The sequence below is a fragment of the Actinosynnema sp. CS-041913 genome (assembly GCF_050942485.1).
Taxonomy (GTDB): Bacteria; Actinomycetota; Actinomycetes; order Mycobacteriales; family Pseudonocardiaceae; genus Actinosynnema.
In genome coordinates this window covers 8384508-8411125 of sequence record NZ_CP192037.1, presented here as the reverse complement: position 1 = coordinate 8411125, position 26618 = coordinate 8384508, and the positions used below count along the sequence as shown (strand labels likewise).

Here is a 26618-nt window from a genome sequence, read left to right as displayed (position 1 = left end):
TCTCCAGGTGCCCACCCCTTGGAATCAATCATCTAGTCGAGGTCGTCGTGCCGCATGAGCTGGCGGCCGGCCTCGGTGATCGAGCCGGTCAGCGACGGGTACACCGAGAACGTCGTCGCCAGGTCCTCCACGGTGAGCTGGTTCTGCACCGCGAGCGCGATGGGCAGGATCAGCTCGCTCGCGTTCGGCGCCACCACCACGCCGCCGATGACCACGCCGGTCGCCGGGCGGCAGAACAGCTTCACGAAGCCCCGCCGCAGGCCTTCCATCTTGGCGCGCGGGTTGGTCGCCAGCGGCAGCGTGATGGTGCGGGCCGGGACCTCGCCGGAGTCGATCGCCTGCTGGCTGATGCCGACCGACGCGATCTCCGGGTTGGTGAAGACGTTCGCGGCCACCGTCTTGAGCTTGATCGGGCTCACGCCCTCGCCCAGCGCGTGCCACATGGCGATCCGGCCCTGCATGGCGGCGACGCTCGCGAGCAGCAGCACGCCGGTGCAGTCGCCCGCCGCGTACACGCCGGAGACGTTCGTGCGGGACACCCGGTCGACCGGGATGTACCCGCCGCGGCCCAGTTCGATGCCGATCTTGTCCAGGCCGAGGTCGGCGGTGTTCGGGACCGAGCCGACGGTCATCAGGGCGTGACTCGCCTCGATCGTGCGACCGTCTTCCAGGTGGATGAGGACGCCGTCGCCGACGTTCTCCACGCGGTCCGCGCGGGCGTGCTTCACCACGGCGGTGCCGCGTTCGGCGAACACGTCCTCCAGCACGGCCGCCGCGTCGGCGTCCTCGTGCGGCAGCACGCGGTCCCGGCTCGACACCATGGTCACCTTCACGCCCAGCTCGGTGTAGGCGGAGGCGAACTCGACGCCGGTCACGCCGGAGCCGATGACGGCCAGGTGCTCGGGCAGCTCGGGCAGGTCGTAGATCTGCCGCCAGGTCAGGACGCGCTTGCCGTCCGGTTCCGCGCCGGGCAACACGCGCGGGGTCGCGCCGGTGGCGATGAGCACCACGTCGGCGGGCAGGACCTCCTCCCCGCCGTCGCCGGCCACCGCGACCACCCGGTGCTGCGCCAGGCCGTGCGCGTCGTCGCAGAACCTCCCGACGCCGTTGATGATCCGCACGCCCTCCCGCTGGAGGCGGGCGCGGACGTCGGCGGACTGCGCCAGCGCGAGGCCCTTCACCCGTCCGTGCACGACCGGCAGTTCCACGGCGGCTTCCGTGTCGTCGGTGCGAATGCCCAGCTCACCCGCGTTGCGGAAGGCGCTGCGCCCACCCGCCGAGGCGATGAAGGTCTTCGACGGCACGCAGTCGTAGAGCACGCACGCCCCGCCCACCCCCTCGCGCTCGACGATGGTCACGTCGGCGCCGTGCTGGGCCGCGACCAGTGCCGCCTCGTAACCTGCGGGACCACCGCCCATGATGACGATGCGGGTCACGACACGTCCTCCTCGCGTTCTACTCCGGCCGGTCAACCGTACGCGGTCGGGTTACCTGGCGTGTCGTCCGGTCTTCTGGTTCCTCCGGGTGATCGTGAGGTCGCTAGGCTGTCGGCGTGCCGCTCTATGCCGCGTACGGGTCCAACATGGATCCGAACCAGATGATGGAGCGAGCCCCGTACTCCCCGATGGCGGGGACCGGATGGCTCGCCGGATGGCGACTGACGTTCGGTGGCGAGGACCTGGGGTGGGAAGGCGCGCTCGCCACGATCGTGGAAGACCCGGACTCCCAGGTCTTCGCCGTCCTGTACGACGTGAGCCCGCGCGACGAGTCCCGCCTCGACCGGTGGGAGGGCGCCCTGGGTCTCTACAAGAAGATCCGGCTGCGCGTCCAGACCCTGGAGGGTTCGGTCACGGCCTGGCTGTACGTGCTGGACGCCTACGAGGGCGGCCTGCCGTCGGCCCGCTACATCGGCGTGGTGGCGGACGCGGCCGAGGCGGCGGGCGCGCCGGACGACTACGTGGCCGACCTACGCACCCGCCCGTGCCGGGGCATCGGCCCCTGACCGGAGCGCGCGCTTCAACCGCGTGATCAGCCGGGTCGGGTTGCGGAGGTCCGCGTCGTCGGCCCGGAGGACCGTCCAACCCGGAAGACACCGGGCGGAGCCGTAGTGGAGAGCCAACCGGGCCGCAGGCCACGCGTAGTGGACGGGTTCCTCATCGTCCACGCCGGAGCGCACTTCGTACCCCTGTGCGGGCACGGGCAGGCCGGCGTCGACGAGCGTCAGCAACAGGCGGCTGCGCTGGGGTGACGGCGGCACGCCCGTCGCCAGCCCGAGCAGTTCCCGGCCACGCCGCACGCCGCGCGTGTCGGACCGCCGGTTGATCTGCCCGGACAGCTCGGCTTTCAGCTCCGCCCGCGTCGCCATGGGCATCCGCCCCAGCGCTTCGTCGGCACAGGCCAGCGCCACGTGCCGGTCACCGCGGCACAGCACGTCGCACAGGGCGGCGTCGAGAGCCTGGCACCGCAGCCCGTCGACCGACCGGACGTCACCCACCCGACCGTGGTGGACGGACACCCCCGGACGAGGGTTGAGCGTGACGCTGTAAGGCACCAGGAGGTGCACGCTCCCCACCCCTGCCGCCGTGCACCCGAAGAGCCGCAGCGCCGTCTCACGCGCCAGCACGGCCTCCGAGCCGGCCCACAGCAGCGCAGCCGCGCACCGGGTGGGGAAGTCGAGCATCCGGTCACGGGCGACGAGCACCCGTTGGCCGAACCGCACCAGTTCGCCGGACGCCAGCGCCGAACGCACCCCGCCCCGCCCGACGACGGCTTCGAGCGAGGACCGGACGTGCACACCGAAGAGCCCAGGGGGCAACGCGATCACGCCGGAACAGAGGCCGGCCTCCGCCCCGGCGTACCGGGATCACCCGGTCGGGGGCAGCAGGTCCGTCAGGTGCTGCACCAGCCGGCGCGGGTCGGTCGGCGACACGGTGCTCCACGGCTGCTGCCCCGGCGTGGCCCGGCGGAGCTGCACGTACCGCCCGTGGGGGTTGTCGAAGAACGCCACCACGTGGTCCGGCCGGACCCGCTTGCCCCACTTGTCCCTGGTCGCCGCGCCGAACTGACCGCGGTGGCCGGCGTCCTTGAACATCTCCGCGAGCGTCCGGGCGTCCTCCTGCCGCACGCCGCGGGACCGCAGCGCCGCCTCCAGGTTGTCCGGCGTCCCGGCCGCCGCCGCGGCGGCGTCCAGGTCGGCGCTCGGCAGCGTCACCGAGTGGCCCGGTCCGGGCGGCGCGGCGGGCAGGACGCTCAGGGCTTCGCGGGGCAGGCCCTCGCCGGACGCCGGGCGCAGCGTGAGCTGCTCGCCGTCCAGCACCGCCAGCACCGCCGACTGGCCCTTCGCCGCCGCCAGCACCCGCACGCTGCGGCCCAGCCACAGTCGGCCGTCGACCTCCTGCTGCGGCCGGTTCAGCAGGTGCAGGAGGTCTTCCAGCATCGGGTCCAGGGACACCGGTCTGCCCAGGCCCCGTTCGCCGAGGCCGGCCCAGGCCCGGCGCTCCAGCTCAGCGCGTTCCTCGTGGGTCTTGCCGGGGGACGGGACCTTGAGCACCAGTGGCATCGTCTCCAGCCGCAGGTGCTCCCAGAGCACGTCGAACTCCAGCGCGGAGATCGTCACCGGCGCACGCAGGTCGTTGGCGCCCAAGTCCAAACCGAACGTCGTCATCAGCGGGTTGTGCTCTCCCCGATCACCGGTGGCGAGATGGTCCCGCCGATGCCGTAGATGTCGTCGGTCTCCCGGAGGTAGTCCGCGCCGTCGTGCTCCGCGTCCTCTTCCTCCTCCGCACGCGCGCCGCCCAGCCCGCCGAACGGGTCGAACGCCTGCTGCGGCGCGGGCGCCGCGACCGACCGCTTGTGCACGTTGTCGCCGCCCGACTGGCCCGCGCCGAGCACGCCGCCCGGCGCGCCGCCGGGACCGGCCGCCGCCGCGTGCTGCGCGTTGGCCGCCGCGAGCGCGCCGAACTCCGCCGAGCTGACCGACGTCGTGCCGGCGGCGCGACCGAGGGCCTGGTCGGCCGGGTTCCCCTGGTGCTGCTCGGCGGTCGTCGTGTCGGACGTCTTCCGGCGGTCCTGCCCGCCCGTGCCGACGCCGCCGATCACGCCGCCCGCGCCGAACGTCGGGTGCGCCGGGCCGCTGCCGACGGGCACGCCGTTCGCCGTCCTGGTGGTGGAGACCGGCTGGGTCGGCCCGGCCACGCCCGACACGGCCGTGGACGCGCCGCCGGGCTGGAACGCGGGCCTCGGCTGCTGCTGCTGGTTCCAGCCGCGGCTGACCCGGCCACCGCGCCCACCGCGACCGCGGCCGTAGCCGTGCCCGCCGCGCGGACCGCCGCCGTGGAAGCCGTAACCGCCGCCGACGCCGCCCGCCTCGTTGCGCACCACGTCCGCGGCGTTGATGACGAGCTGGGGCGGCTGGTGGAACTGGCCCAGGGTGTTGACGTTCGACGTGGTGGACGACGCGTAGGTGGTCATCACCTCGCGGGCCCGCTGTTCGGCCGCGTTGTGCGCCTTCTCCTGCTTCTCGTAGTCGGTCTGGCCGCCCACGAGGTGCGTCAGGCCGGTCAGCAGCGCGCCGGGGTCCTCGGCGGTGACCTTCACCGGCGGCGGCATGTCGGCGCGGGCCTTCGCGATGTAGTCGGCCTGCAACTCCGCCGACAGGCGCATGACCTCCGCGCCGCCACGGGCGTCGTCCGCCCACGCGGCCAGCGGGTTCATGCCCATCCGGGCCTGGTCGGCGGCCGAGCCCTCCCAGGACGCGCCGGACCGCAGCACACCCGCGTGCAGCTCGGAGTTGATCTCGCTCAACGCGGCCGAGACTCCCTCCCAGCGCTCCATCGAGGCGTGCGAGGCCTTCGGCCCCGGCCCGGAGTTGATCTTGTCGTAGAGTTCTTCGTGGCTGTACCCGCTCCAGCGGTGACCATCGGGCATGAAGATTCCCCTTGCCTGCGGCGGCTCAGCAGCCGCCTTGCTGCTCCATCAACCCGGTGTTGTCGTCCTCGATGGACCGGTACTGCTGCTCGACCAGCGTGAGCGCGTCCATGGCGCCCTTGAGCTGCTGCTGGTAGTCGCGTAACGCGGTCAGCGCCGAGTCTCCCGACTCGACCGACCGCTCGTTGAACCGCTCCGCGGCGTCCGCGCTGACCGGGTCGCCCGCCCAGGGCCGGACCCTGACCTCGGTGATGGCCAGCTCGATCTGCTGGTCCAGCTTCGTCAACGCGCCTGCGAACGCGCTGCGGAGGCCGGGTATCGCGGTGGGTTCCACGTTCAAGGTGTGCGACACGGGCGGCGGTGTGCCACCGGTGTCCGCACCGTGACCGCGGTCTTCCGACGGCATGGACGGCCCTCCGGTCTTCCCTCTGCCCCTGCCGGCCCGGCCGGGGTCTTCGGCGTCAGCAAGGTCACTTTAACCACACGGTCCGACAGCGGGGAGTGGGTGGAGCGCACTTCCCCCGCGTGGGTCAGCCGCGTTGCAGCAAACCGGCGACCGCCGCTTCTGCCGTGCGTTGTGCCGCCTGGCAGAGAATGTCCTGTTTCACCTTGGTCTTGTTACCGCCGTCGCGGAACATCACGTCGAGGAACTGTCCTTCCGCCACGTCCACCTCCACAGTGCAGACGTCGTCGAGACCGGGTGTGCGCACGGTCAGGCCCGGAAAACCCGCCACCGTCGTGGGCCTGGCGTCGACCTGGGCGTTCTCCGACAGCCACACGCCGATGCCTTCGACGGTGACCAGCGCGAGCCGGACCACGTTGCCGCTGATGTTGCTCCGGATGGTGCAGGCCTTCGCGTTGCCGAAGCTCGCTTCCACATACGCGCTGGGCGGGTTGTCCAAGCTGAGCTGTGCCCGCTGCTCCGCGTCGAGCACCGCGCACGGGTCCACTTGGTCCAATGGGATGTCCTTGGGCCGCGGCGGTAGTACCACGGTCGTGGTCGTGGTGACGGAGAGTGGTTCATCTACCCGGCCGTCGGCCTTGTTCTCGGGCAGGGGCGTGCACGCGACGAGCGCCGACGCGGTCAGCGCGACGATCACCCGAGCAGCCCTCATGGCCACCTACCGTAGCCGTGTCCACACGCCAGGCGAACCCCCGGCGTTGAATCCGCATTTCTGCGCGACCCGTTCACCGGCTTTGTCGCAGGGGTTGACATCGATCCGGGCGAGATCCAGAAAACCGAACCCGAAGCCGGTCACGGCTTGTGCCGCCTGTGTCGCGATGCCTTTTCCGCGCCGGTCGGGCGTGATCCAGCAGAACAGCTCCCCGGCCGTCGAGATCGCGATCTCGCCGACCGCGGTGTTCGACAACTGTTCACAGACGGCCCACGAGCACGCCTCGTCGGCGTCCCACTGCCGTTGCCGTTCGGCGATGTGCGCGCCGGCCTCGTCGGCGTCCTCGAACCGGCCGCCGCCGACCAGCGCGACCCGGTCGTCCACCCGGTCGTCCGCCCGCAGTTGTCGCAGGTAGAACTCGCCCGCGTTGATTTCGACCGGTTCCATGGCGGGCGAGACTAGTCGGTGGCCGGCCGGCGTGGACGCCGCCACACCCGGTTCGACGGGCTCCGTGCCGGCGGCGCTAGTCCGTCACGAAGCCGTCGTGCCGGTCCGCGAGCGCTTCCAGCCGGTCCCGGTGGGTGTGGGCGGGCGTGCCGTCCGGGGCGGTGGCCAGCTCGACCACCCAGTCCGCGTCCTCGACGTCGTCCTCGCCCGCGAGCAGGTCTTTGTGCACGGCGCAGGGTTTCCAGCCGTCGGCACCGAGTTCGCGGGCCAGCCGTTCGGCCTCGTCCCGGTCGTGCATGACGAGGAGCAGGAAGTCAGCCATCGAGCAGTCCGCGGTCCGCCAGGGCCTCGCGCAGCGCGGCGGCGTCGGGCACGTGCACCCCGTCGATGCCGACCGCCTTCGCCCCGGCCGCGTTCTCGGCGTTGTCGTCGCAGAACACGGTCTCGTCGGCGGACACCCGTAGCTGCGCCAGCGCCCGCCGGAACGCCTCGGGCGTCGGCTTGGCCGCCCCGATCAACGCCGACGACACGACGTCGTCCACCTCCCGGTCGAGGCCGAGGGTGCGCAGGTCCTCCGGCAGGCGGGTGGTCGCGTTGCTGAACAACGCCACCCGGTGCCGTTGCCGGACGGTCCTGACCAGCGTCAACGCCTCGGGGATAACCTCGCCGACCCGAGTCCACGCGGCCACCGCGTCGCGTGCCGCGCTCGGGCCGAAGTCGTCCGCGAGCCGGTCGCGGACGGCGGTCCGCCACTCCTCGTCGGAGACCTCGCCGACCAGGGCCGGGCCCGCGAGGCCGAAGGCGACCGAGGCCAGCGTCCCGCGCGGGAGGCCGAACTCGTCCTCGATCCCGCTGTCCGGGCCGAACCTGCGCAGCACGCCGTCCAGGTCGAGCAACAACAAACTCAACGTCGGTTGCCCATCCGGCCTACCAGCAGGGCCACCGCCGGCACCAGCAGGAAGATGAACGGCGACCGGACCACGAAGAACAGCACCACGCACAGGATCCCGACCGCCGGCACGAGTGCGGCGGCGAACCTCGGGTCGAGCCCGGAGCCGCGCCGCACCGCCGGTTCCGCCGACGGCAGCGGCGAGACCTGCGTGAACCGCGGGTGCGGCGCGGGCAGGTCGCCGAACAGCGCCAGCAGGTCGCCGCGGGTCCGCGCGGCGGTCACGCGGGCCGAGCGGTCGCCGTACTCGTCGACGTCCAGCCGGCCCTCGCCGAGGTGCTCGCCGAGCAGTCGGAGCGCCTGCTCGCGCTCCGCGTCACCGATCCGGATGTCCCGTTCGCCCACGTGAGTGAGCTTATTCCTTCAGCTCGCACAGGACGGTGCCCTGGGTGACCGTCGCGCCGGGCTCGGCGGCGAGACCCGTCACGATGCCCGCCTTGTGCGCGGTCACCGGGTTCTCCATCTTCATGGCCTCCAGCACGACGATCAGCTCGCCCGCCTCGACCTGCTGCCCGTCCTCCACCGCGACCTTCACGATGGTGCCCTGCATCGGAGCCGCCACCGCGTCGCCGGACACCCCCGCGCCGCCCTTGCCGCCGGCGCGCTTGCGCGGCTTGGCCTTCGCGCCGGCCTTGGGCGACGCCGCGCCCACGGCCAGGTCGCCGGGCAGCGACACCTCCAGCCGCCGTCCGCCGACCTCCACCACCAGGGTCTGGCGCGGCTCGTCCTCCTCGACCTCCGCGCCGTCGGTGAACGGGGCGATGGTGTTGTCGAACTCGGTCTCGATCCACCGCGTGTGCACGGTGAAGCCCTCGTCCGTGCCGACGTAGGCCGGGTCGCGCACGATCAGCCGGTGGAACGGCAGCACGGTCGCCATGCCCTCCACGACCATCTCGTCCAGCGCGCGGCGCGCCCGTTCCAGGGCCTGCGTGCGGTCCTCGCCGGTGACGATCAGCTTGGCCAGCAGCGAGTCGAACTGCCCGCCGATGACGGTGCCGCTCTCGACGCCCGCGTCCACCCGGACGCCGGGCCCGGACGGCGCGACGAACGTCGTCACCGCGCCCGGCGCGGGCAGGAAGTTGCGGCCCGCGTCCTCGCCGTTGATGCGGAACTCGATCGAGTGACCGCGCGGGGTCGGGTCTTCGGTGAACCGCAGCGGCTCGCCGGCCGCGATGCGGAACTGCTCGCGCACCAGGTCGATGCCGGCGGTCTCCTCGCTGACCGGGTGCTCGACCTGGAGCCGGGTGTTGACCTCCAGGAACGAGATGGTGCCGTCCAGCGCGACCAGGTACTCGACGGTGCCCGCGCCGTGGTAGCCGGCCTCGCGGCAGATCGCCCGCGCCGAGGTGTGGATGGCCGCGCGCTGCTCGTCGGTGAGGAACGGCGCGGGCGCCTCCTCCACCAGCTTCTGGTGCCGGCGCTGGAGCGAGCAGTCGCGGGTGCCGACGACGATCACGTTGCCGTGCTGGTCGGCCAGCACCTGGGCCTCGACGTGCCGCGGCTTGTCCAGGTACCGCTCGACGAAGCACTCGCCGCGCCCGAACGCGGTGACCGCCTCGCGCACCGCGCTGTCGAACAGCTCGGGGATCTCCTCCAGCGTGCGGGCCACCTTCAGGCCGCGCCCGCCGCCGCCGAAGGCCGCCTTGATCGCGACCGGGAGGCCGTGCTCCCGGGCGAACGCGACGACCTCGTCCGGGCCGTCCACCGGGTCCTTGGTGCCGGGCACCAGCGGCGCGCCCGCGCGCATCGCGATGTGCCGCGCGGTCACCTTGTCGCCCAGGTCGCGGATGGCCTGCGGGGTCGGTCCGATCCAGGTCAGGCCCGCGTCGATCACGGCCTGCGCGAACTCGGCGTTCTCGGACAGGAACCCGTAGCCGGGGTGCACCGAGTCCGCGCCCGCGCGCTTGGCGACGTCGAGGAGCTTGTCGGACGAGAGGTAGCTGTCGCCGGGCGTGTTGCCGCCCAGGGCGAACGCCTCGTCGGCGAGCCGGACGAACGGTGCGTCGCGGTCCGGGTCCGCGTAGACGGCGACGCTCGCCAGACCGGCGTCCCGGCAGGCGCGGATGACCCGGACGGCGATCTCACCGCGGTTGGCGACGAGGACCTTGCGCAGCGACACGACGTCCTACCTCCTGGCAACGCTGGTACGGAGTGGCAATGGTCGGGGAGTTTAGTGACCCGTCAGTACCTCGTGACGGAGAGACGGCTCACTCGGGTGGAACAATCGGCAATCGTGACACGTCCGCCCACAGCCGCGCTGCTCATCGCGTGCGCGGCTGTCGTCATCACTACCGCGGGCATGGTCTTCGCCTGGTCACTCCGCCCTCCCGCGCCGGTCTCGCCGGATGTCGGGCTGTCGTCGGACGAGCTGCGCTGCGGGTCGGTCGCGTGCCAGCCGGTGGTGGAGCGGGAGGTGGGGAACGACACGGTGGAGCTGCTGGTGGGGCAGGGCTCGGGCCGGATCCGGACGAACGGGGAGTCCGGGCGGAACATCTTCGAGCTGACCATCGCCGAGTCGGGCGCCGTCATCACCGAGCGGTCGCTGGAGTGCGCGGACGCCGAGGTGGCGGTGTGCCTGGTGCGCGGGGTGGTGGGGGCCGAGGTGTGGGGCGAGGTGCTGGTGCGCCGGTCCGGGACGTGGTCGCGGGCGCAGTTGCCTTACGTGGCCAGTGGGGCTTACCTGGGGCTGCATGACGTGAACGGCGACGACGCGGCCGATGTGGTGGCCGTGCAGCGGGCGTGCGCGCCTGGGGTGGAGTGCTCGCGGCGGTTCGCGCAGGTGTTCTCGCTGGTGGGGGCCAAGACGGAGCTGGGGTGCACGTCCGTGGTCGCCGAGCCCGGCCTGCTGCCCGGCTGGCCGGATGTGTCTCCCGGCTCCGCGCAGCTTCGTTCGTGCGGTCCTTGAGTCTCGACGCGGACCATCTGTAGACAGACGATCTGTCTGTGAACCTACGATCATGTTGCTGTGCGGATTGACTGTTTGCAGACAGTTGATGCTGGTCGTTGGCCCGGAGATGATCAGGCCGCCGAGCCTCGGGTGAGACTCGGCGGCCTGGAGTGGGTCGGTCAGGCGGGCACGGCCTCGCGCGGGCCGTCGAGCAGCGGCGGCGTGCTGGGCGCGTTCAGCACCTCGTCGTCCAGCAGGCCCTCGGAGCGGGCGACCAGCACGGGGACGGCGATCTGCCCGGCCACGTTGGTGGCGGTGCGGACCATGTCCAGGATCGGGTCGATCGCGTACACCACGGCGACGCCGGTCGCGATGACCTCCGGCGGCAGGTTCACCGCGCCGAGGGTCAAGGTCAGCATGGTGAACCAGCCGGTGGTGCCGGCCGTCGCGAACGCGCCGAACACGGCCACCGCGACGATCGCCACGTACTGCCACACGCCGAGCTGGATGCCGAACAGGTTCGCGATGAACACGGTGGCGATCGCCGGGTACACGGCCGCGCAACCGTCCATCTTCGTGGTGGTGCCCAGCGGGACGGCGAAGGACGCGTAGTCGTTGTCGACGCCCAGGTTCGCGGCGGTCTGGCGGCTCAGCGGCAGCGTCGCGCCGGACGAGCGGGACACGAAGGCGAACTGGATGGCCGTCCACGCCTTGCTGAAGAACGTGACCGGGCTGACCTTGCCGACGAACCGCAGCAGGATCGGGTAGACCACGAACAGCACGAGCAGCGTGCCGCCGTAGACGGTGGCGATCAGGCTGAACAGCGGGCGGACGAACGAGTTGCCGTAGGTCGCGAACGCCGTGCCGATGAGGCCGAACACACCGATCGGCGCGAGCAGGATGATCCAGCCGACGATCTTCTGGATCAAGTCGAACGTCGAGCGGGTGAAGGCGACGAACGGCGTGGCCTTCTCACCGAGCGCGTAGGCGGCGAAGCCGACCAGGATCGCGATGAAGACGACCTGGAGCACCTGGCCCTCGGTGAAGGCGGTGAACAGGTTGGTCGGCACGAGCGTGTCGAGCAGGGTGCTCCACGAGCCGCCTTCGCGGCTGGCGAGGCGCTTGAGCGCGGCCTCCGTCGGGGTGACCTGGACGCCGGCGCCGGGCTTGAAGACCAGCGCGATCGCGAGCCCGATGAGCACCGCGATCAGCGACGTGACGGCGAACCAGAGCAGGGTCTTGCCGCCGAGCCGGGCGGCGCGGGAGCTGCCGAGCCGGCGCAGGCTGGTGATGCCGACGACGATCGCCGTGAAGACGAGCGGGATGACCGTGAACTGGAGCAGGCTGGTGAAGACGTCACCGATCTTGTCCAGGGTGGTGGTCAGCCAGCTTAGCTGGGCGGATTTGGCCAGGAAGCCCGCGAGGGCGCCCAGCACGAGGGCGGCCAGCACGGTGATGCCGAAGACCTTCGGCTTGGTGTAGGTGCGGACGAACGACATTTCGGCTCCGGGTGTGCGGGTGCGCAGGGATGACGGGACGGCGCCAGCCGCGACAGCCCGTGTTCGTCCTGCGCCCGAAGTCGATGTGACGGCGGCGCGTCAGCAATTCGTTCATCGGCTCCCCCAACGCCAGGTTCCAGGGGGAGCTTCCCGGATCAGCGAAAATGTGACAACGGCTACCAGATGTCGGACACCGCGATGTCGACTTGACGGAGCAACCTCCGGGTGAGCGGCAGGCTGATCCCGATGACACTGGACGGGTCGCCGTCGATCCCGTCCACGAACCAGCCGCCTCGGCCGTCGAGCGTGAAGGCGCCGGCCACCTGGAGGGGTTCCTCGGTGGCCAGGTACGCCTCCAACTCGGCTTCGGTGGGCGTGCCGAACCGGACCACGGTGGCTTCGTGGTCCGCCGCGCGGGCGGCGATCCGGCCGTCGACGACCTTCAGCACCGCGTGGCCCGTGAGGAGGGTGGCGGTGGTGCCGGCCATCCGGCGCCAGCGTTCCCGGGCCTTGTCGACGGTGCCCGGCTTGCCCTGGACCTGGCCGTCGGCGGTGAGCAGCATGGAGTCGCAGCCGACCACCACGGCGTCCTGCTCGTCGGCCGCTATGGCTTCGGCTTTGGCCTTTGCCAGGGCGGTGACGAGTTCGGCTGGGGTGGGGTCGGGGAGGGCTGCGGCTACCGCGTCTTCGTCGACGCCTGATACTCGGATCACTGGTTCCAGGCCGGCGTTGCGCAGGACGGTTCGGCGGGCTGGGGAGGCTGAGGCAAGCACGAATCGCACAGCGGCACCTTAGCTTCACCGGATCTGCTCCTGGTCTGCGCTGTAATCGCGGGGGTTGAGGGTTCTTGCCGGGTGCTTGTCGGAGAGGGTTTGAGCGGTCTCGCCGGGTTGGGTCGAAGAGTGCGCTCGCCGCTGGGCCGGCCGCCAAGGATGATCACAAGGGCAGGACTCGGGCGACACGCGGCCCACCGACAGGTGTGCGCACCGCGCGCCACTGCGAAGTCCGCATAGGCTGGTGGCGTCACCGATCCGTGGGGGAGTCGCGATGGTGATCGATCCGGTATCCGGTGCTCTGATCGCGGTCTTCGGGACTGCGTTTGACGGGTTGCTCCAGCACGGTGTTGGTGGGATCGCCCATCGGGCGGATGATCGGCGGCGCATTCGGGCGTTGGCCAAGCCTGATCGGTTGGTGCGGCGGGTTGCCGATGAGCTTGTCGGGTTGCGGCGTACCGAGTTGCCCGGTCTGTCTGATCAGGAGTGGCGGCGGGCTGTCGAAGCTGTGCGGGAGTCGCTGGCCGCTGTTCGGTGGGCGGAGTTGGCCAAGGCTCCTGCTGATCTTGTCAGTGCCGAGCGCCTGGCTCGGCGGGTGCCTGCTGCCGACTACGAGCTGACCGTCGCCGGGCGGGCCGCGTACGACCTCTTGCTCGACGGGTGTTGTGCCGGGCTCGCCGAGCTTGCCCGGTCTGTGGATCGGATCATGCGGGACCTCCAGGTCGGCATCAGTGACGACGTCGCCGAGTTGCGGGGGCGGGAGGAGCGGGAGGCTGCCGACTTCGAGCTTCGGTATGCCGACTACGTCACGCGTACTACCAACTCTTTCGAGTTGTTCGGGGTTGCTCGGGGGCGGGCGCCGGGGCGGCATTCGTTCGATCGGTCTTACATCAGTCTTGCTGTCGCTCGGCGTACCGGGGCGGAAGAGGCGCCGTTGACCGGTGCCGGGGTTAGCGCGGCTACCGCGTTCGACGAGACTCGTCGGGTTCTGTTGCGTGGTTCGGCCGGGTCCGGGAAGACGACTTTCCTGCGGTGGTCGGCGCTTCAGGCCGCGCGGCAGTCGCCGGTTGGGGAGGTGCCGTTTTTCGTTCCCCTGCGGCAGTTCGCCGAAGGGCCGTTGCCTTCGCCGGAGAAGTTGGTGCTGTCCACCGCGCCGGTGTTGGCCGAGGAGAAGCCTGAACGTTGGGTGGTCGCCCGGTTTCGTGAAGGGCGGGCGTTGTTGTTGGTGGACGGGATCGACGAACTCGGGTCCGAGCGGCGGGCGGAGGCCAAGCAGTGGTTGGAGGAGCTTGTCGCCGCCTATCCCGAGGCCCGGTACGTGGTTTCCACGCGGCCGTCCGCGGTGGACGAGGATTGGCTCAGTGAGGCCGAGTTCACCACCTTCGACTTGCTTCCCCTGTCCGCCAAGGGGGTTCGTGACTTCCTCGCGGCCTGGCACGATGCCGCGCGAGGTGAGCAGCCGGACATCGCCGAGTGGCTGAACACTTGTGAGCGCAGTCTGGCCGAGACGCTGGCCGTGCGGGCTGATTTGCGCAAGCTCGCGTCGAGTCCGTTGTTGTGCGGGTTGCTGTGCGCCCTTCACCAGGACGGCGGGATGCACCTTCCCCGCGACCGCAAGAGCCTCTATGACGCCGCGCTCGACCTGTTGTTGGTGCGGTGGGACGAGCAGCGTGGCGTCGCGGTGGACGAGGACCGGTTCCGGTTCTCGAAGGAAGAGCAGCTTGTCGTGCTGCAACGGTTCGCGTACTCGTTGGTGCGGCACAGCCAGCAGTTGGTGACCAAGGACAAGGCGCGGCAGTGGATCGGTGGGGCGATGCGTGGGCTTCGGCCGCACGACGCCGAGCCTTCCGATGTGCTGCAACGGTTCTTGGAGCGCACCGGGCTGTTGCGCGAGTCTGTGCACGGTGACGTGCAGTTCGTGCATCGGACGTTCCGGGACTATCTGGCGGCCAAGGAAGTCGTGGACTCCGGGGACTTGGGGCCGTTGGTCGACCACGCCCACCGGGACGACTGGCACGACGTCGTGGTGATGGCGGTGGCTCATGCGCGGCCCGCGGAACGGGCCGAGGTGCTGGCCGGGTTGCTCGACGGGAACGAGGCCGCCCGGCACGACTCGCGGGTGGCGGATCTGCTGCACCTGTTGGCGGCGGCCAGCATCGAGCACGCGGACGTGGTCGGTCGGGTGGACAAGCGGCCGGATGTGCGGGACGAGGTTCGCCGGGCCGTGTCGCGGTTGATTCCTCCTACGACGATGACGGACGCCGAGACGTTGGCGTCGGCCGGTGCGTTCGTGCGTGATCTGCTGCCGGACACGCCTGATGGGCTGAGCGACATCGAGGCCGCCTGTGTGGTGCGGGCGATCGCCATGATCGGTGGCGAGGGTGCGTTGGAGAAGATCCACCCGTTCGCCGAGTTGGACGAGTCGGTGGTGCTGGACGAGTTGCTGCGGGCGTGGCGGAACTCCCCGAATCCCGAGGACTACGCCCGGACTGTGTTGGCGGAGGTGGATTTCGGGGACCTGCGGGTGGATCTGCGCGGGTGGCATCGCATTCGGCACGTGCACTACCTGCGGCACCTGAGACATCTGCGGTGCCTGGGCGGGGTGACTCCGTTGGACCCCATCGCGGCCATGCCGGGGTTGCGGTGGTTGGAGCTGATGCAGAACGACGTGCTGCGGTCGTTGGAACCGTTGTCCGGCAACCGTTCGCTGCGCACTTTGCAGTTGACGCAGTGTCCGCTGGTGCGAGACCTGTCGCCGATCGCGCGCGGTCGGGTGGAGGAGTTGTCGTTGCACTTCACGCACGCCGACCTGGCGAGCTTGGCCGGGGCGGGGCTGCGCGCGTTGCGGGTGCGGCATCCGGCGTTGGAGCGCGGGTTGGCGGTGATTCCGGCGGACCTGCCGTTGCGCCTGCTCGCGGTGGACAATCGGCCGCCCGGTCGGTCGCTGCTGGGTGTCGAACGGTGGCCGGGCTTGCGGGTGGTGGAGTGCTACGGGGTTCCGCATCCGGCGGAGTTGGCCGAACTGAGTGAGTTGCCGAACCTGGAACGCCTGGTCATCCGGCAGCCCGAGTCACCCGTTGAGCTGAAAGGTTTGGCTGATCGGGTGGCGGTGGAGGTCGCTGCGTAGAACTACCGATGCGCTTGCGCGGTTGCTTGGGCACTCTCGACGGTGTGCAGCGCTGGGCTCTGGTGGTCCGCCGGACCGACCGGGCTCGTGGTCGGCGTCGGTGGTGGTGGTTCGTGCCCGTCATCCTGTTGGTGGGGGTGGCGGCGCAAGTGGTGTCCACGGACCCGGTCGGCTACGGAGTCCCCTTCTGGCCATTCGCGAACGGTTCGGACCGGGCCGAACACCGGGTGATGGACGCGGTGACGGCCGCGGCCCGCTCCGAGGGCGACCCGTCCCGCGTGCCGTCGGCGGTCGCGGCGGACGGCGTGGAAGTCCTCGACACCCGCCTGCACGTGCCGGGCGGCAGCGTGTGGATGCGCTTGCGGTTCCACCTGCCGGACGGTGTCCGTTGCCGCGAGGTCATGGTGCTGGGCGACGGCGTGCAGGTGAACAGCCGACGGGTCGAGTGCTGACCTCGTCCCGCGATGGGAACCGACTCGCTGTTCGGACGTCTGCACGACCTCGATGGCGCGATCCTGCACTGGACGCTTCCGGGCACGCGTGATCGCCGAGTTGTCCACAGGCAGCCGGTGCTCCCTGTGGACAACCGGGCTTACTGGGGCAGCGCGCGGGCTTACTGGGGCAGCGCGGACGAGCGCCAGGCGCCCGGTCCGTGCGGCAGGGCGTTGCGGACCAGTCGGGAGCGGTCCGACCAGGCCGAACGCCGGGAGCTGTCCTCGGTGGGAGCGGTGGCCGCGGCCAGGCCTGCCACCACGGCGGTCAGGGCGGCCAGTTCCACGTCGTCCGGGGTGCCTCGGACGACTCGCAGGTAAGGGCGCGTGGTCATAGTGGGATGTTCCCGTGCTTCTTGGGCGGCAGCACCTCGCGCTTGTCGCGGAGCATGGACAGCGCCCGCGCGACGTACGACCGCGTGTAGGACGGTGGGATCACAGAGTCAACATAGCCGCGTTCCGCCGCCACGTAAGGGTTGCACAGTGCGTCTTCGTACTCCTGCTGCAACTGCGCGCGCAGCGCGTCGACGTCCTTGCCCTCGTTGACGGCGTTCGCCAGCGTCTTGCGGTGCACGATGTTGGCCGCGCCCTGCGCGCCCATGACCGCGATCTGCGCCGTCGGCCACGCCAGGTTGATGTCCGCGCCCAGGTGCTTCGAGCCCATCACGTCGTACGCGCCGCCGTACGCCTTGCGGGTGATCACCGTGACCAGCGGCACGGTGGCCTCCGCGTAGGCGTAGATCAGCTTCGCGCCGCGCCGGATGATGCCGTTCCACTCCTGGTCTGTGCCCGGCAGGAAGCCCGGGACGTCGACGAACGTCAGGACCGGGATGTTGAACGCGTCACACGTCCGCACGAAGCGCGCGGCCTTCTCCGACGCGTCGATGTCCAGGCAGCCCGCGAACTGGGTCGGCTGGTTCGCCACGATGCCGACCGAGTGGCCGTCCACGCGGCCGAAGCCGATCAGGATGTTCGGCGCGAACAGCGGCTGGACCTCCAGGAACTCGCCTTCGTCCAGCACGCGGGTGATGACCTCGTGCATGTCGTAGGGCTGGTTCGCCGAGTCCGGGATCAGGGTGTCCAGCTCGCGGTCCTCGGCGGTGACCGAGTCCTCGATCGAGCCGTGCACCACGTCGTCCGGCGCGTCGAACACGGGCGGCTCGGACATGTTGTTCGCGGGCAGGTAGGACAGCAGCTCCTTGACGTAGGAGATGGCGTCCTCCTCGTTGTCCCCGAGGTAGTGCGCGTTGCCGGACTTGGTGTTGTGCGTGCGCCCGCCGCCCAGGTCCTCGAAGCCCACGTCCTCGCCGGTGACGGTCTTGATCACGTCCGGGCCGGTGATGAACATGTGGGACGTCTGGTCGACCATCACCACGAAGTCGGTCAGCGCGGGCGAGTAGACGTGACCGCCCGCGTTCGCGCCCATGATCAGCGAGATCTGCGGCACGACGCCGGACGCGGCCACGTTGCGGCGGAAGATCTCGCCGTACAGGCCGAGCGAGACGACGCCTTCCTGGATGCGCGCGCCGCCGCCCTCGTTGATGCCGACGATCGGGCGGCCGGTCTTGATCGCCAGGTCCATGACCTTGACGATCTTCTCCCCGTACACCTCGCCGAGCGAGCCGCCGAAGACCGTGACGTCCTGGCTGAACACGCACACCGGACGGCCGTCGACGGTGCCGTAGCCGGTCACCACGCCGTCGCCGTAGGGGCGGTTGCGGTCCTGCCCGAAGTTCGTCGAACGGTGCCGCGCCAGCTCGTCCAGCTCCACGAACGAGCCGGGGTCGAGCAGCAGGTCGATCCGCTCCCGGGCGGTCTTCTTGCCCTTGGCGTGCTGCTTCTCCACCATCCGGGCGGACCCGGCGTGCACGGCCTCGTCGTTGCGGCGGTACAGGTCGGCCAGCTTGCCGGCCGTGGTGTGGACGTCCGGCTCCTCGCCGATGGGGGCGGTCGCACTGCTCATGACCAGGCAGCTTAGTTGTGGTGGATTTGCCCTTCCATCCTCGGGGCGACCTCGCGGGGCGGCTGGGGACAGGGTGGGCGGCGAAGGGCGGGGCGGAGGTGGGTGGCGAATGGCCGGGCGCGGAGATTGCTGGCGCGAAATTGTTGGCGTGGAGATTGCTGGGGGTTGGTGGGTGATTTGGGGTTGACCTCCAGTGCGGTGGAGGTTGCAGGCTGATCTTCGGCGGCCCGCCTCACCTCCACACCGCTCCGACGAAGCGCGTGGGGCGGGTCGCTCATACGATTTCGGGGTGAGTGCGCCTCTGGATGTCGATGTGCTTCGTGGTCGGCTGGTCGGTTCGTTCGCCAAGCTCGACGTGGTCGCCGCTACCGGGTCCACCAACGCCGACCTGCGTCGCGAGGTGGTGGACCGGGCGGTGCTCATCGCCGAGTCGCAGACCGCCGGTCAGGGGCGGCGGGGGCGTGGCTGGGTTTCGCCTGGTGGGGGGCTTTACCTCAGTGTGCTGTTCCGGCCGGATGGTGTGCCTGCCAATCGTCTGCCGTGGCTGACGTTGCTCGCCGGGGTCGCGTTGGTGCGCACGGCCGCCTCGGTGGGGGTGCAGGCACGGTTGAAGTGGCCCAATGATCTGTTGGTCGATGATCTGAAGGCAGCCGGTGTGTTGGCGGAAATCACGCCGGCCCACGCTGTCATCGTCGGCATCGGGCTCAACGTCGCGCGGCTGCCGCCGGGTGTCGAGCCGGGTGCGGGTGGGTTGCGGCCGACCAGCCTCGAAGAGCACGCGGACGGCCCGGTGGACCGCACGGAAGTGGCCGTGACGCTGCTCGGCGAGTTGGCCGGGCTGGAACGGGTCTGGCGGGAGGCGCACGGCGATCCGGAGCGGTCCGGTCTGCTGGACGAGTACCGCCGGCACTGCGGCACGCTCGGCCGATCGGTGCGCGTCGAACTGTCTGGTAGTCAACTGTCTGGCACCGCACTTTCCGTGGCGGTCGACGGCACGCTCGTCGTGCGCGATGAGGCAGGCGTGGACCACGCGGTTTCCGCCGGGGACGTGGTGCACCTACGGGTACGGTGAGAGCCGGCATCTCGCCTGGCGAAAGGACCGTCGTGGCCTATCCGGACGACCTGCTCAGCCCGAGTGAGCACGTCGTGATCCACAAGCACCCGCACTGGAAGATGCTGCTCCTGCCGGTGCTGGTGTTCCTCCTCGCGGCCGGCGGCGGCGCCTATCTCGCCGCGCTGGTGTCCGACGCGTCCTGGGCGTCCGTCGCCTGGATCGCCATCGCCGTGGTGGCGTCGGTCCTCGTGGCGTGGCTGACGCTGACCCCGGTGGTCCGCTGGCGCACCACCCACTTCATCGTCACGAGCGACCGCGTGATGTACCGGGAGGGCGTGCTCAAGCGCACCGGCCTGGACATCCCGCTCACCCGCATCAACAGCGTGCGCTTCGAGCACAGCCTGCTGGACCGGGTCCTCGGCTGCGGCACCCTGATCATCGAGTCGGCGTCGGACGAGCCGCTGGAGTTCGACGACATCCCGGGCGTGGAGAAGGTGCACTCCCTGCTGTACCGGGAGATCAACGACAACCCGGACGACGATTTCCAGCCGGAGAACAGGGTCATCGATGGGCGCGCGTGAGGTCGGACTGCCGGACCGGGTCGTCGGCGAAGGGCTCCCGGAGAGCGTCACCCTCTGGGAGGTCGGTCCCCGCGACGGCCTCCAGAACGAGGACTCGATCGTCCCCGTCGGCGTGAAGCTGGAGTTCCTCGACCGGCTCGCCGACGCGGGCGGCACGGTGCTGGAGGCGACCAGCTTCGTGCACCCCAAGTGGGTGCCGCAGCTCGCCGACGCGGAGGAGCTGCTGGCCGGTCTGACCAGGCGGCCCGGCGTCGCGTACCCGGTGCTGGTGCCGAACGAACGCGGCCTGGACCGGGCGCTGCGGGCCGGTGTCGAGCACATCGCGATCTTCGCGAGTGCCACCGAGACGTTCGCGCGGAAGAACCTGAACTCGTCGCTGGACGAGCAGTTCGCCATGTTCGAGCCGGTGGTGACGCGGGCGCGCGCCGAGGGGCTGCGGGTGCGCGGCTACGTGTCGATGTGCTTCGGCGACCCGTGGGAGGGGCCGGTGGCGCGCGAACAGGTCATCGGCGTCGGCAAGGAGCTGCTGGACATGGGGTGCGACCAACTGTCTCTGGGCGACACGATCGGCGTCGCGACACCCGGCCAGGTGACCGCGCTGATCAACGGCTTCGACCGCGTGGACCAGTTGGCCGTGCACTTCCACGACACGTACGGGCAGGCGTTGGCCAACACGTATGCGGCTTTGCAGGCCGGTGTGCGGACGGTCGACTCGTCGGCCGGCGGGTTGGGCGGTTGCCCCTACGCCGAGTCCGCGACCGGGAACCTGGCGACCGAGGACCTGGTGTGGATGCTCGACGGTCTGGGCATCGAGCACGGGGTCGACCTGGACAAGTTGTGCGACACGAGCGCGTGGATGGCCGAGCGGTTGGGGCGTCCCAGCCCGTCGCGGGTGGTGCGGGCGCTGCGCGGGTGAATCGTCGGATGGGCCGTTCGTTGCGGGAAATCGCTCGAACCGGCGGGGAACCGGGGTCGGGGTCGTAACGTCCAACGCGCGACCGACGACCATGCCCGGCGACGGTGTAGACCGGACGGTGTAGACCGGAGGTGGCCGTGACGACCGATCACCGCGCCCAGGTTGACGAGCTGCTGGCCGACTACCGGCGCAGCCGTGACCAGCTCGCGTCCGTGCAGCGTGACCTGGCCGGGATCAGCGCGTCGGCGACCAGTCCCGACGGGGCCGTCACCGCGACGGTCGGTGCGCAGGGCACGTTGACCGGTCTGGAGCTGACCGACGCCGCGTACCGGTTGCGCCCGGCGCAGTTGGCCCAGTTGATCCTGCGCACGACCCGGGAAGCGGTCGCCGAAGCCGGTGAGCGGACGTACCGGACGCTGAGTCCCGTGCTGCCCGCCGGCACCGACCCGGAGGCGCTGGTGCGCGGCACGGCGGACCTGCGGCCCGAGGAGATCGCGCCGCCGCCACCGAAGCGGCCACGGGTCGTCGAGGACGACGAGGACTTCGAACAGCGTGACTGGCTCAACGTCGAGACGCCGAGGGGATCGAGATGACCGGGTTCGAGACCGACCTCGCCAAGCTCGGCGCTGGCGCGGCCGACTTCGGCACGTTCGCCGAGCGGGCCGGGAAGATCTTCGGCGAGCTGGGCGGGGTGCTCGACTCGTTCGGCGCCTGCTGGGGCGACGACGCGATCGGGCAGAGCTTCGCGTCGTCCCACGTGCAGCCGTCCTCCGCCGCGCTCACCGGGCTCGGGGACCTCGGGACCGCGTTCGGCGGCGTCGGCGAGCGGTTCGCCGAGACCGCGCGCACCTACCGAGAGGTCGACGACGGCAACAGCACCGCGCTCGGCGCGGTCTGACACAAGGGGCCATCGACATGGGGATCGAGCTGCCGGCCGAACTCGCCGAGGTCGCCGCCAAAGCCGGCGTCGCCTGGCCGCGTGCCGACGAGGACGCGCTGCGCTCGTCGGCCACCGCCTGGCGGGACGCGGGCACGAAGCTCAGCAGCCTCGCCGGCGAGTCCGACGGCTCGGCGGGCAAGGCGCTGGCCGCGATGTCCGGCGAGGCGGGCGACGCGGCCCGCCGCCACTGGAACACCTTCACCGCCCCGGACGGCCGCCTGAACGAGGTGGTCCGCGGCTGCACCGCCGCCGCGGACCGGCTCGACCACGCCGCCCAGCAGGTGGGCGCGGCGAAGGTCGAGATGGTGCGGGAGCTGGTCAACCTCGCAAAGAACAACGACGCCGCCAAGCAGGCCGCGGCGGCCGGTCACCCGACCGCGCTGCTCGGTCTGGACACGGTGGTGCGCGGGACGGCCGCCAACGTCGGGCACCTGTCCAACACCCTGGCCAACGCGATCCGCCTGGACACCGGCGTGCAGATCGGTGTGGGCCAGTACCCGGTGAACGCCAACCCGGGTGTCCACGGTCCGGGTGTGCAGGTCCCGGGTGTGCAAGTGCCGGGTGTGCAGGTGCCGGGTGTGCCCGGTCCGGATGTGCAGGGGCCGGGGGATGGCTCGGCCCAGGATCGCGGCCACGGGAACGGCGGGGGGCAAGTCCCCGGTCGGGGTGGCTTGGTGGGTGATCTGCTCGGTGGTGTCACGGAGACCGTTGGCGCGGTCGTCGATCCGGTGCTCGACACCGCCGGGGACGTTGTGCAGGGCGCGGTCGAGACGGTGGACCGGACTGTGGGTGGTGTGACGGACGTGGCGCAGGGTGTCGTGGACGACGTCACACCTGGACGCGACCACGGCGGCGGCTCGGACCACGGTGGTGGCAACGGGGCTGGTGGCGACGGGCACGGCGGTGGTCACGGTGGTGGTCACGGTGGTGGCTCCGGCAACGGGCCCGGTCGGGACGGTGCGCCTGGCCTGATCAACCAGGTCGTCGCGCCGGTGGTGGGCGATGGGCCGGTCAACGTCGGGCCGATCGTGGACACGGTCGGCCGGGCTGCGGACACGGTGACGTCCTCGGCTGCGGCAGTCCTGGACCGGCCGGTGTTGCCGGTGGACGCGCATGCGCCTGCCGCACAGCAACCTGCCGCTCCCGCGCCGGGTGCGAACGCCCCGCAGGCTCCTGGGTTCGGTGGACCCGGCGGTGGTGTGTCGTCCGGGCCGGTCGGTGGCTCTGGTGGTGCGGTCGGGGCTGGTGCTTCGGCGGCTCAGGCGCAGGTCGCGGCGGTGCAGGGGCAGGCCGCTCAGTCCCAGGCCGGACAGCAGTCCCAGGCGGGTCAACAGTCGCAGGCCGGACAGCAGGGACAGGCGGGACAACAGGGACAGGCAGGGCAGCAGTCCCAGGCGGGGCAGCGGGCGGACCAGCGCGGTTCGCAGGCGGGGCAGCCGTTGGCCAAGGAGCCCGGTCAACTGCCTGGCGGCCAGGGGAGCCAGTCCGGTCAGGGAAGCCAAGCAGGGCAAGCAAACCAGCACAGCCAGACCAAGGACGGCGCCCAGCCCAAGGACGCGGCGTCCGCCAAGGACGGCGCACGCCAGGAGGCGTCGGCCAAAGCGCGCGATGAGGCGGCGCTGGGCTTCGCGATCCTGCCGCTCGCCGCAGGCGGTCGCGACACGGTGGTGCGCGGCGGACCGGGGCAGGGCTTCCCACCGGGTGCCGTGCCGGGCCAAGGCTTCCCGGCGGTCGGGCAGGGCCAGGTTTCCCAGCCTGGTCAAGGCGTCCCAACGACCGGACCGAACGAGGGTCCGGTGCCCGGTCAGCGGTTCAGCGCCACCAACGGCCCAGGAGGCGGCGCGTTCGGTTCGATGTCCGGGACCATCGGGACCGGCCACGCGATCTTGCCCACCGAACTGGTCGCCCCCCAGCGAGCCGGGAAAGAGGCCCAGGCGGACGACGCCACGGTCCTCTTCTTCCTGCACATGTTCCCCGGCGGAACCCTGCCCCCGGCCCAGTCGGAGCCCGCACGGCAACTCCCCGCGCCACCCGAGGAACAGGACTTCGCGCCCGGCCTCAGGTTCGAGCCGCAAGGGCATCCGGACGGGCACCTGGTCGACGCCTCCGCGCAGCAACGGCCCAGGTACCGGCACGGCCCGCCGAGCGAGCCGGACCCGGCGCTGACCGAGGGCCACGACCCGCAGGCCGGGATGCACGAACGGGACTGGGATCGGCGGTTCCTCGTCCGGCCCGAGCCGCCCGAGTACGCCTGGCCGCCGGCCGAGCTGTTCCCCGAAGGCGGGTACGAGGCCGGTCAGCCCGGCGTGCTCGCGGTCGGGGTCGAGGTGGACCGGTTCGGCGGTCCCGAAGGGCGGGTCCTGTCGGAGGCCGGCACGCCGTTCACCGCGAGGTCGCTGCCGCCGGCGGCGCTGGCCTCGGGCTACTACCGCTACCGCGTCGTCCGTGAGCTGCCGGTCTGGTTCACGTTGTCCGCCGAGTGGTTCGGCCAGGCCGGTGGCGGGGTCCGGTACCGGACCACCTACCCGGTCGCCGAGCTGGTCGCGTTGGGGTACCTGGAGGAGGTCCGTTGAACGCCGAGTCGATCCAGGGCTGGCTGCTGGCCGTCGGGGTGCCCGCCGAGGTGGTGTCGGTCGGGGCCGAGGCGGACAACGCCTGGTGCCTGGTGGCCGACGACGAGGGTTTCGAGGTGTTCTGGCGCGAGCAGGGCAACCGGTACGACTGGGCCCGGTTCACCAGTGAGGACGTGGCCTGCCACTACCTGTTCGGGCGGCTGGTGTGGGCGCAGGTCGTGCGCGGCGCGGTCGGCCTGCTGCCCCAACCCGACGCGGAGCGGACCGGGACGGCCCAATCCGACGCGGCGAAGACCAGCACCGCCCGACCCGACGCGGCGAAGACCAGTGCCTCCCGACCCGACGCGGCGAAGACGGGGAGCGCCCAACCCGATGCGGAGCGGACCGAAACCGCCCGACCCGACGCGGCGAAGACCGGGATGCCTACCGAGGCGTGAGGTCGGTGCGCCAGGTCACGCCGACCACGTCGTCGGCCTTGGGCACCGGGAGGTAGACGGCGAACGTCGCGGGCCGGGCGGTGGACAGCTCCAGCCGCCCGCCGTCCGCGTCGACCAGTGCCCGCGCCAGCGCCAGCCCCACGCCGGTCGACCCGCCGCCGGACACGCCGCGTTCGAAGATGTGGCCGGCCAGCTCGTCGGGCACGCCCGCGCCCCCGTCGGCGACCTCCACGACGACGGTCCCCTCGTCACTGCGCGCCGACACCACGACCTGGCCCTCGCCGTGCCGCAACGCGTTGTCCAGCAGCACGCCGATGGCCTCCCGCAGCCGCGCGGGCGTGGCACGGGCCAGCAGCCCCTCCGGCACCCGCACCCGCAGCGCCCGTCCGACGCCGCGCAACGGCTCCCGCCACTCCTCGGCGATCGCGGACAGCTCCGCGCCCAGGTCCAGTGGCTCCGCGCCCACCGCCCGCGCCGCACGGGCCGCCGCGAGCAGTTCGTTCAACACGCCGGCGAGCCGTTCCGCCTGCTCCAGCGCCGCCCGCGCCTCGGCCGCCGTCTCCGGATCGGGGTGCTCCGCCAACGCCTCCAACCGCAACTGCAACGCGGTCAGCCGGCTGCGGAGCTGGTGCGACACGTCGCCGACCAGCTCCCGTTCCCGCTGCACGAGCAGCGCCAACGCGCCCGCCGACCGGTCCAGCGCCTCGGCCACCAGGTCCAGCTCGGGCACGCCGTGCCGCCGGTCGTCGCGCCGGAAGTCGCCCGCGCCGAGCCGCGCCGCCCGCACCGCCACGTGCCGCAGCGGCCTGGCCAGCTTGCGCGCCGTCACGGTCGCCACCACGGTCCCCGTGCCCACGGACAGCACCACGAGCAGCACGACCAGCGCCGCGACCTGGTACTGCGAGGTGTGCATCGGCCCGGACGACACCTCCAGCCGCACGGTGCCCTGCTGCGCGATCGGCACCTCGACGCTCAGCGGGTCCTCGCCGGGCGACGTGCCCAGCTCCTGACGGCCGCCGGCGGACGTGACGATCAGGTGCCCGCCGTCGGGCACGCCGACCTCCACCTGTTCCAGGCTGATCGGCCGGCCGGACGCGATCTGGTCGTCGATGGACGCCGCGATCCCCTGCGCGCGCGCCGCGAGGTCGCCGCGCGCCCCGTCGTCCACCAGCCGCAGCGCGGTGTAGCCGAGGGGGATGCCGAGGGCGAACCCGGTGACCGCGACGGCCAGCAGGATCGCCCGCAGGATGCGGCTCCTCATCAGTCGGCGGTGTTGAAGCGGAAGCCCACGCCGCGCACGGTGGCGATGCGGCGTTCCATCGACCGCACGTCGCCGAGCTTCCGGCGCAGCCACGACATGTGCATGTCGAGGGTCTTGCTGCTCTTGAGCTCCGGGTCGTTCCACACCTCCGACAGGATCTCGTCCCGGTGCACGACCTGCCCGGCCCGCTGGATGAGCACCCGCAGCAGCTCGAACTCCTTGTTCGCGAGCTGCACCTCCTGCCCGTCCACGGTGACGCGCCGCGCGGCGAGGTCCATCCGCACGCCGTTGACCTCCAGCGTGCCGGGCGCGCGGCGGCGCAGCAGGGCCCGGATGCGGGCCATCAGCTCGGCCAGCCGGAACGGCTTGGCCACGTAGTCGTCCGCGCCCGCGTCGAGCCCGACCACGAAGTCCACCTCGTCCGACCGCGCGGTCAGCATCAGCACCGGGATGCCCCGGCCGCCCGCCCGCAGCCGGCGGCACACCTCCAGGCCGTCCATGCCGGGCAGGCCGAGGTCGAGCACCAGCAGGTCGATGCCGCCGTGCGCGGTCGCCTCCAGCGCGTCGGGACCGTCGCCGACCACCTGCACCTGGTACCCCTCCCGCTGCAACGCGCGGGACAGGGGCTCGGCGATGGCCGGGTCGTCCTCGGCCAGCAAGACCACGCTCACGGCACCCA

27 protein-coding genes and 1 pseudogene are annotated in these 26618 nt (G+C 71.4%); 11 read left to right on the top strand and 17 right to left on the bottom strand.

Annotation, left to right across the window (positions count from 1 at the left end; genetic code table 11):
* Nucleotides 1-32: 32 nt before the first annotated feature.
* The gene (locus tag ACQPZF_RS37865) at nucleotides 33-1436 is read right to left on the bottom strand and encodes an NAD(P)H-quinone dehydrogenase (RefSeq protein WP_433265415.1); all 1404 of its coding nucleotides are present in this window, start codon (nucleotides 1434-1436) and stop codon (nucleotides 33-35) included.
* A gap of 116 nt (nucleotides 1437-1552) precedes the next feature.
* Here ACQPZF_RS37865 and ACQPZF_RS37860 point away from each other — a divergent pair, with 116 nt between their 5' ends.
* Nucleotides 1553-2002, top strand: coding sequence for a gamma-glutamylcyclotransferase family protein (locus tag ACQPZF_RS37860; protein ID WP_433265413.1), 450 nt, complete (start codon nucleotides 1553-1555; stop codon nucleotides 2000-2002).
* Here the strand turns inward: ACQPZF_RS37860 and ACQPZF_RS37855 are convergent.
* The 10 genes from ACQPZF_RS37855 to ACQPZF_RS37810 form a co-directional block, all read right to left on the bottom strand.
* Nucleotides 1967-2794, bottom strand: coding sequence for a hypothetical protein (locus tag ACQPZF_RS37855; RefSeq protein WP_433265411.1), 828 nt, complete (start codon nucleotides 2792-2794; stop codon nucleotides 1967-1969). The genes ACQPZF_RS37860 and ACQPZF_RS37855 overlap by 36 nt on opposite strands.
* A 69-nt stretch (nucleotides 2795-2863) precedes the next feature.
* Nucleotides 2864-3664: an ESX secretion-associated protein EspG gene (locus tag ACQPZF_RS37850; RefSeq protein ID WP_433265410.1), complete on the bottom strand. Its 801-nt coding sequence runs from the start codon at nucleotides 3662-3664 to the stop codon at nucleotides 2864-2866.
* Nucleotides 3664-4926, bottom strand: a complete 1263-nt coding sequence (locus tag ACQPZF_RS37845) for a PPE domain-containing protein (protein ID WP_433265408.1) — start codon at nucleotides 4924-4926, stop codon at nucleotides 3664-3666. Before ACQPZF_RS37845 ends, ACQPZF_RS37850 begins: the two co-directional genes overlap by 1 nt.
* Nucleotides 4927-4951: 25 nt before the next feature.
* Complete coding sequence (locus ACQPZF_RS37840; protein WP_433265406.1) at nucleotides 4952-5278, bottom strand: transcriptional regulator; 327 nt, start codon at nucleotides 5276-5278, stop codon at nucleotides 4952-4954.
* Nucleotides 5279-5456: 178 nt separating this feature from the next.
* On the bottom strand, nucleotides 5457-6026 hold the full coding sequence (locus ACQPZF_RS37835; RefSeq protein WP_433265404.1) for a DUF3558 domain-containing protein: 570 nt from the start codon (nucleotides 6024-6026) through the stop codon (nucleotides 5457-5459).
* A gap of 21 nt (nucleotides 6027-6047) precedes the next feature.
* Nucleotides 6048-6488: a GNAT family N-acetyltransferase gene (locus ACQPZF_RS37830; RefSeq protein WP_433265402.1), complete on the bottom strand. Its 441-nt coding sequence runs from the start codon at nucleotides 6486-6488 to the stop codon at nucleotides 6048-6050.
* Nucleotides 6489-6564: 76 nt separating this feature from the next.
* Nucleotides 6565-6810: a hypothetical protein gene (locus ACQPZF_RS37825; protein WP_433265400.1), complete on the bottom strand. Its 246-nt coding sequence runs from the start codon at nucleotides 6808-6810 to the stop codon at nucleotides 6565-6567.
* On the bottom strand, nucleotides 6803-7396 hold the full coding sequence (locus ACQPZF_RS37820; RefSeq protein WP_433265398.1) for an HAD family hydrolase: 594 nt from the start codon (nucleotides 7394-7396) through the stop codon (nucleotides 6803-6805). The genes ACQPZF_RS37825 and ACQPZF_RS37820 overlap by 8 nt, the downstream gene beginning before the upstream one ends.
* Complete coding sequence (locus ACQPZF_RS37815; RefSeq protein WP_433265396.1) at nucleotides 7393-7782, bottom strand: DUF1707 SHOCT-like domain-containing protein; 390 nt, start codon at nucleotides 7780-7782, stop codon at nucleotides 7393-7395. The genes ACQPZF_RS37820 and ACQPZF_RS37815 overlap by 4 nt, the downstream gene beginning before the upstream one ends.
* A 10-nt stretch (nucleotides 7783-7792) precedes the next feature.
* Nucleotides 7793-9556 carry an acetyl/propionyl/methylcrotonyl-CoA carboxylase subunit alpha gene (locus tag ACQPZF_RS37810; RefSeq protein WP_433265394.1) on the bottom strand — a complete coding sequence of 588 codons (1764 nt, stop codon included), beginning with the start codon at nucleotides 9554-9556 and terminating at the stop codon, nucleotides 7793-7795.
* Nucleotides 9557-9670: 114 nt separating this feature from the next.
* Between ACQPZF_RS37810 and ACQPZF_RS37805 the strand changes: the two genes are divergently transcribed.
* The gene (locus tag ACQPZF_RS37805) at nucleotides 9671-10342 is read left to right on the top strand and encodes a hypothetical protein (protein WP_433265392.1); all 672 of its coding nucleotides are present in this window, start codon (nucleotides 9671-9673) and stop codon (nucleotides 10340-10342) included.
* 161 nt (nucleotides 10343-10503) lie between these two features.
* Here ACQPZF_RS37805 and ACQPZF_RS37800 read toward each other — a convergent pair whose 3' ends face one another.
* On the bottom strand, nucleotides 10504-11823 hold the full coding sequence (locus ACQPZF_RS37800; RefSeq protein WP_433265391.1) for a dicarboxylate/amino acid:cation symporter: 1320 nt from the start codon (nucleotides 11821-11823) through the stop codon (nucleotides 10504-10506).
* A gap of 176 nt (nucleotides 11824-11999) precedes the next feature.
* Nucleotides 12000-12605: a Maf family protein gene (locus ACQPZF_RS37795; protein ID WP_433265389.1), complete on the bottom strand. Its 606-nt coding sequence runs from the start codon at nucleotides 12603-12605 to the stop codon at nucleotides 12000-12002.
* 265 nt (nucleotides 12606-12870) lie between these two features.
* Between ACQPZF_RS37795 and ACQPZF_RS37790 the strand changes: the two genes are divergently transcribed.
* The gene (locus ACQPZF_RS37790; protein WP_433265387.1) at nucleotides 12871-15723 is read left to right on the top strand and encodes an NACHT domain-containing protein; all 2853 of its coding nucleotides are present in this window, start codon (nucleotides 12871-12873) and stop codon (nucleotides 15721-15723) included.
* A 44-nt stretch (nucleotides 15724-15767) separates the two neighbouring features.
* Entirely contained in the window at nucleotides 15768-16175 is a 408-nt protein-coding gene (locus ACQPZF_RS37785) for a hypothetical protein (protein ID WP_433265385.1), read from the top strand.
* Between the two features lie 161 nt (nucleotides 16176-16336).
* Here the strand turns inward: ACQPZF_RS37785 and ACQPZF_RS37780 are convergent, their stop codons facing one another.
* Together ACQPZF_RS37780 and ACQPZF_RS37775 are read right to left on the bottom strand one after the other, a co-directional pair.
* Entirely contained in the window at nucleotides 16337-16549 is a 213-nt protein-coding gene (locus tag ACQPZF_RS37780; protein ID WP_433265383.1) for an acyl-CoA carboxylase subunit epsilon, read from the bottom strand.
* Nucleotides 16546-18177 (bottom strand): acyl-CoA carboxylase subunit beta, encoded by a 1632-nt coding sequence (locus ACQPZF_RS37775; protein WP_433265381.1) that lies wholly within the window; start codon nucleotides 18175-18177, stop codon nucleotides 16546-16548. Before ACQPZF_RS37775 ends, ACQPZF_RS37780 begins: the two co-directional genes overlap by 4 nt.
* 289 nt (nucleotides 18178-18466) lie before the next feature.
* Between ACQPZF_RS37775 and ACQPZF_RS37770 the strand changes: the two genes are divergently transcribed.
* From ACQPZF_RS37770 to ACQPZF_RS37740, 7 genes and pseudogenes are all read left to right on the top strand, one after another.
* A complete protein-coding gene (locus ACQPZF_RS37770; protein WP_433265380.1) occupies nucleotides 18467-19249 on the top strand; it encodes a biotin--[acetyl-CoA-carboxylase] ligase in 783 nt (260 codons plus the stop codon).
* A 32-nt stretch (nucleotides 19250-19281) separates the two neighbouring features.
* Nucleotides 19282-19812, top strand: a complete 531-nt coding sequence (locus ACQPZF_RS37765) for a PH domain-containing protein (RefSeq protein WP_433265378.1) — start codon at nucleotides 19282-19284, stop codon at nucleotides 19810-19812.
* Nucleotides 19799-20728 carry a hydroxymethylglutaryl-CoA lyase gene (locus ACQPZF_RS37760; RefSeq protein ID WP_433265376.1) on the top strand — a complete coding sequence of 310 codons (930 nt, stop codon included), beginning with the start codon at nucleotides 19799-19801 and terminating at the stop codon, nucleotides 20726-20728. Before ACQPZF_RS37765 ends, ACQPZF_RS37760 begins: the two co-directional genes overlap by 14 nt.
* A gap of 137 nt (nucleotides 20729-20865) precedes the next feature.
* Nucleotides 20866-21321: a YbaB/EbfC family nucleoid-associated protein gene (locus tag ACQPZF_RS37755; protein WP_433265374.1), complete on the top strand. Its 456-nt coding sequence runs from the start codon at nucleotides 20866-20868 to the stop codon at nucleotides 21319-21321.
* Complete coding sequence (locus ACQPZF_RS37750) at nucleotides 21318-21626, top strand: WXG100 family type VII secretion target (RefSeq protein ID WP_433265372.1); 309 nt, start codon at nucleotides 21318-21320, stop codon at nucleotides 21624-21626. The genes ACQPZF_RS37755 and ACQPZF_RS37750 overlap by 4 nt, the downstream gene beginning before the upstream one ends.
* 17 nt (nucleotides 21627-21643) lie before the next feature.
* Entirely contained in the window at nucleotides 21644-24241 is a 2598-nt protein-coding gene (locus ACQPZF_RS37745; protein ID WP_433265370.1) for a TNT domain-containing protein, read from the top strand.
* Nucleotides 24238-24486, top strand: a pseudogene (locus ACQPZF_RS37740) (hypothetical protein); the annotation flags it as partial. The gene ACQPZF_RS37745 and the pseudogene ACQPZF_RS37740, both read left to right, overlap by 4 nt.
* A gap of 178 nt (nucleotides 24487-24664) precedes the next feature.
* Here the strand turns inward: ACQPZF_RS37740 and ACQPZF_RS37735 are convergent.
* A complete protein-coding gene (locus tag ACQPZF_RS37735) occupies nucleotides 24665-25939 on the bottom strand; it encodes an ATP-binding protein (RefSeq protein WP_433265368.1) in 1275 nt (424 codons plus the stop codon).
* Nucleotides 25939-26610, bottom strand: a complete 672-nt coding sequence (locus tag ACQPZF_RS37730; RefSeq protein WP_433265367.1) for a response regulator transcription factor — start codon at nucleotides 26608-26610, stop codon at nucleotides 25939-25941. The genes ACQPZF_RS37735 and ACQPZF_RS37730 overlap by 1 nt, the downstream gene beginning before the upstream one ends.
* Between the last annotated feature and the right edge of the window lie 8 nt (nucleotides 26611-26618).

What these genes read in the sequence shown, in the direction of transcription:
- ACQPZF_RS37850 (WP_433265410.1), bottom strand. Translation starts at nt 3,664, where the DNA reads ATGACGACGTTCGGTTTGGACTTGGGCGCCAACGACCTGCGTGCGCCG.
- ACQPZF_RS37845 (WP_433265408.1), bottom strand. Translation starts at nt 4,926, where the DNA reads ATGCCCGATGGTCACCGCTGGAGCGGGTACAGCCACGAAGAACTCTAC.
- ACQPZF_RS37830 (WP_433265402.1), bottom strand. Translation starts at nt 6,488, where the DNA reads ATGGAACCGGTCGAAATCAACGCGGGCGAGTTCTACCTGCGACAACTG.
- ACQPZF_RS37825 (WP_433265400.1), bottom strand. Translation starts at nt 6,810, where the DNA reads ATGGCTGACTTCCTGCTCCTCGTCATGCACGACCGGGACGAGGCCGAA.
- ACQPZF_RS37800 (WP_433265391.1), bottom strand. Translation starts at nt 11,823, where the DNA reads ATGTCGTTCGTCCGCACCTACACCAAGCCGAAGGTCTTCGGCATCACC.
- ACQPZF_RS37790 (WP_433265387.1), top strand. Translation starts at nt 12,871, where the DNA reads ATGGTGATCGATCCGGTATCCGGTGCTCTGATCGCGGTCTTCGGGACT.
- ACQPZF_RS37780 (WP_433265383.1), bottom strand. Translation starts at nt 16,549, where the DNA reads ATGACCACGCGCCCTTACCTGCGAGTCGTCCGAGGCACCCCGGACGAC.
- ACQPZF_RS37775 (WP_433265381.1), bottom strand. Translation starts at nt 18,177, where the DNA reads ATGAGCAGTGCGACCGCCCCCATCGGCGAGGAGCCGGACGTCCACACC.
- ACQPZF_RS37760 (WP_433265376.1), top strand. Translation starts at nt 19,799, where the DNA reads ATGGGCGCGCGTGAGGTCGGACTGCCGGACCGGGTCGTCGGCGAAGGG.
- ACQPZF_RS37750 (WP_433265372.1), top strand. Translation starts at nt 21,318, where the DNA reads ATGACCGGGTTCGAGACCGACCTCGCCAAGCTCGGCGCTGGCGCGGCC.
- ACQPZF_RS37745 (WP_433265370.1), top strand. Translation starts at nt 21,644, where the DNA reads ATGGGGATCGAGCTGCCGGCCGAACTCGCCGAGGTCGCCGCCAAAGCC.
- ACQPZF_RS37735 (WP_433265368.1), bottom strand. Translation starts at nt 25,939, where the DNA reads ATGAGGAGCCGCATCCTGCGGGCGATCCTGCTGGCCGTCGCGGTCACC.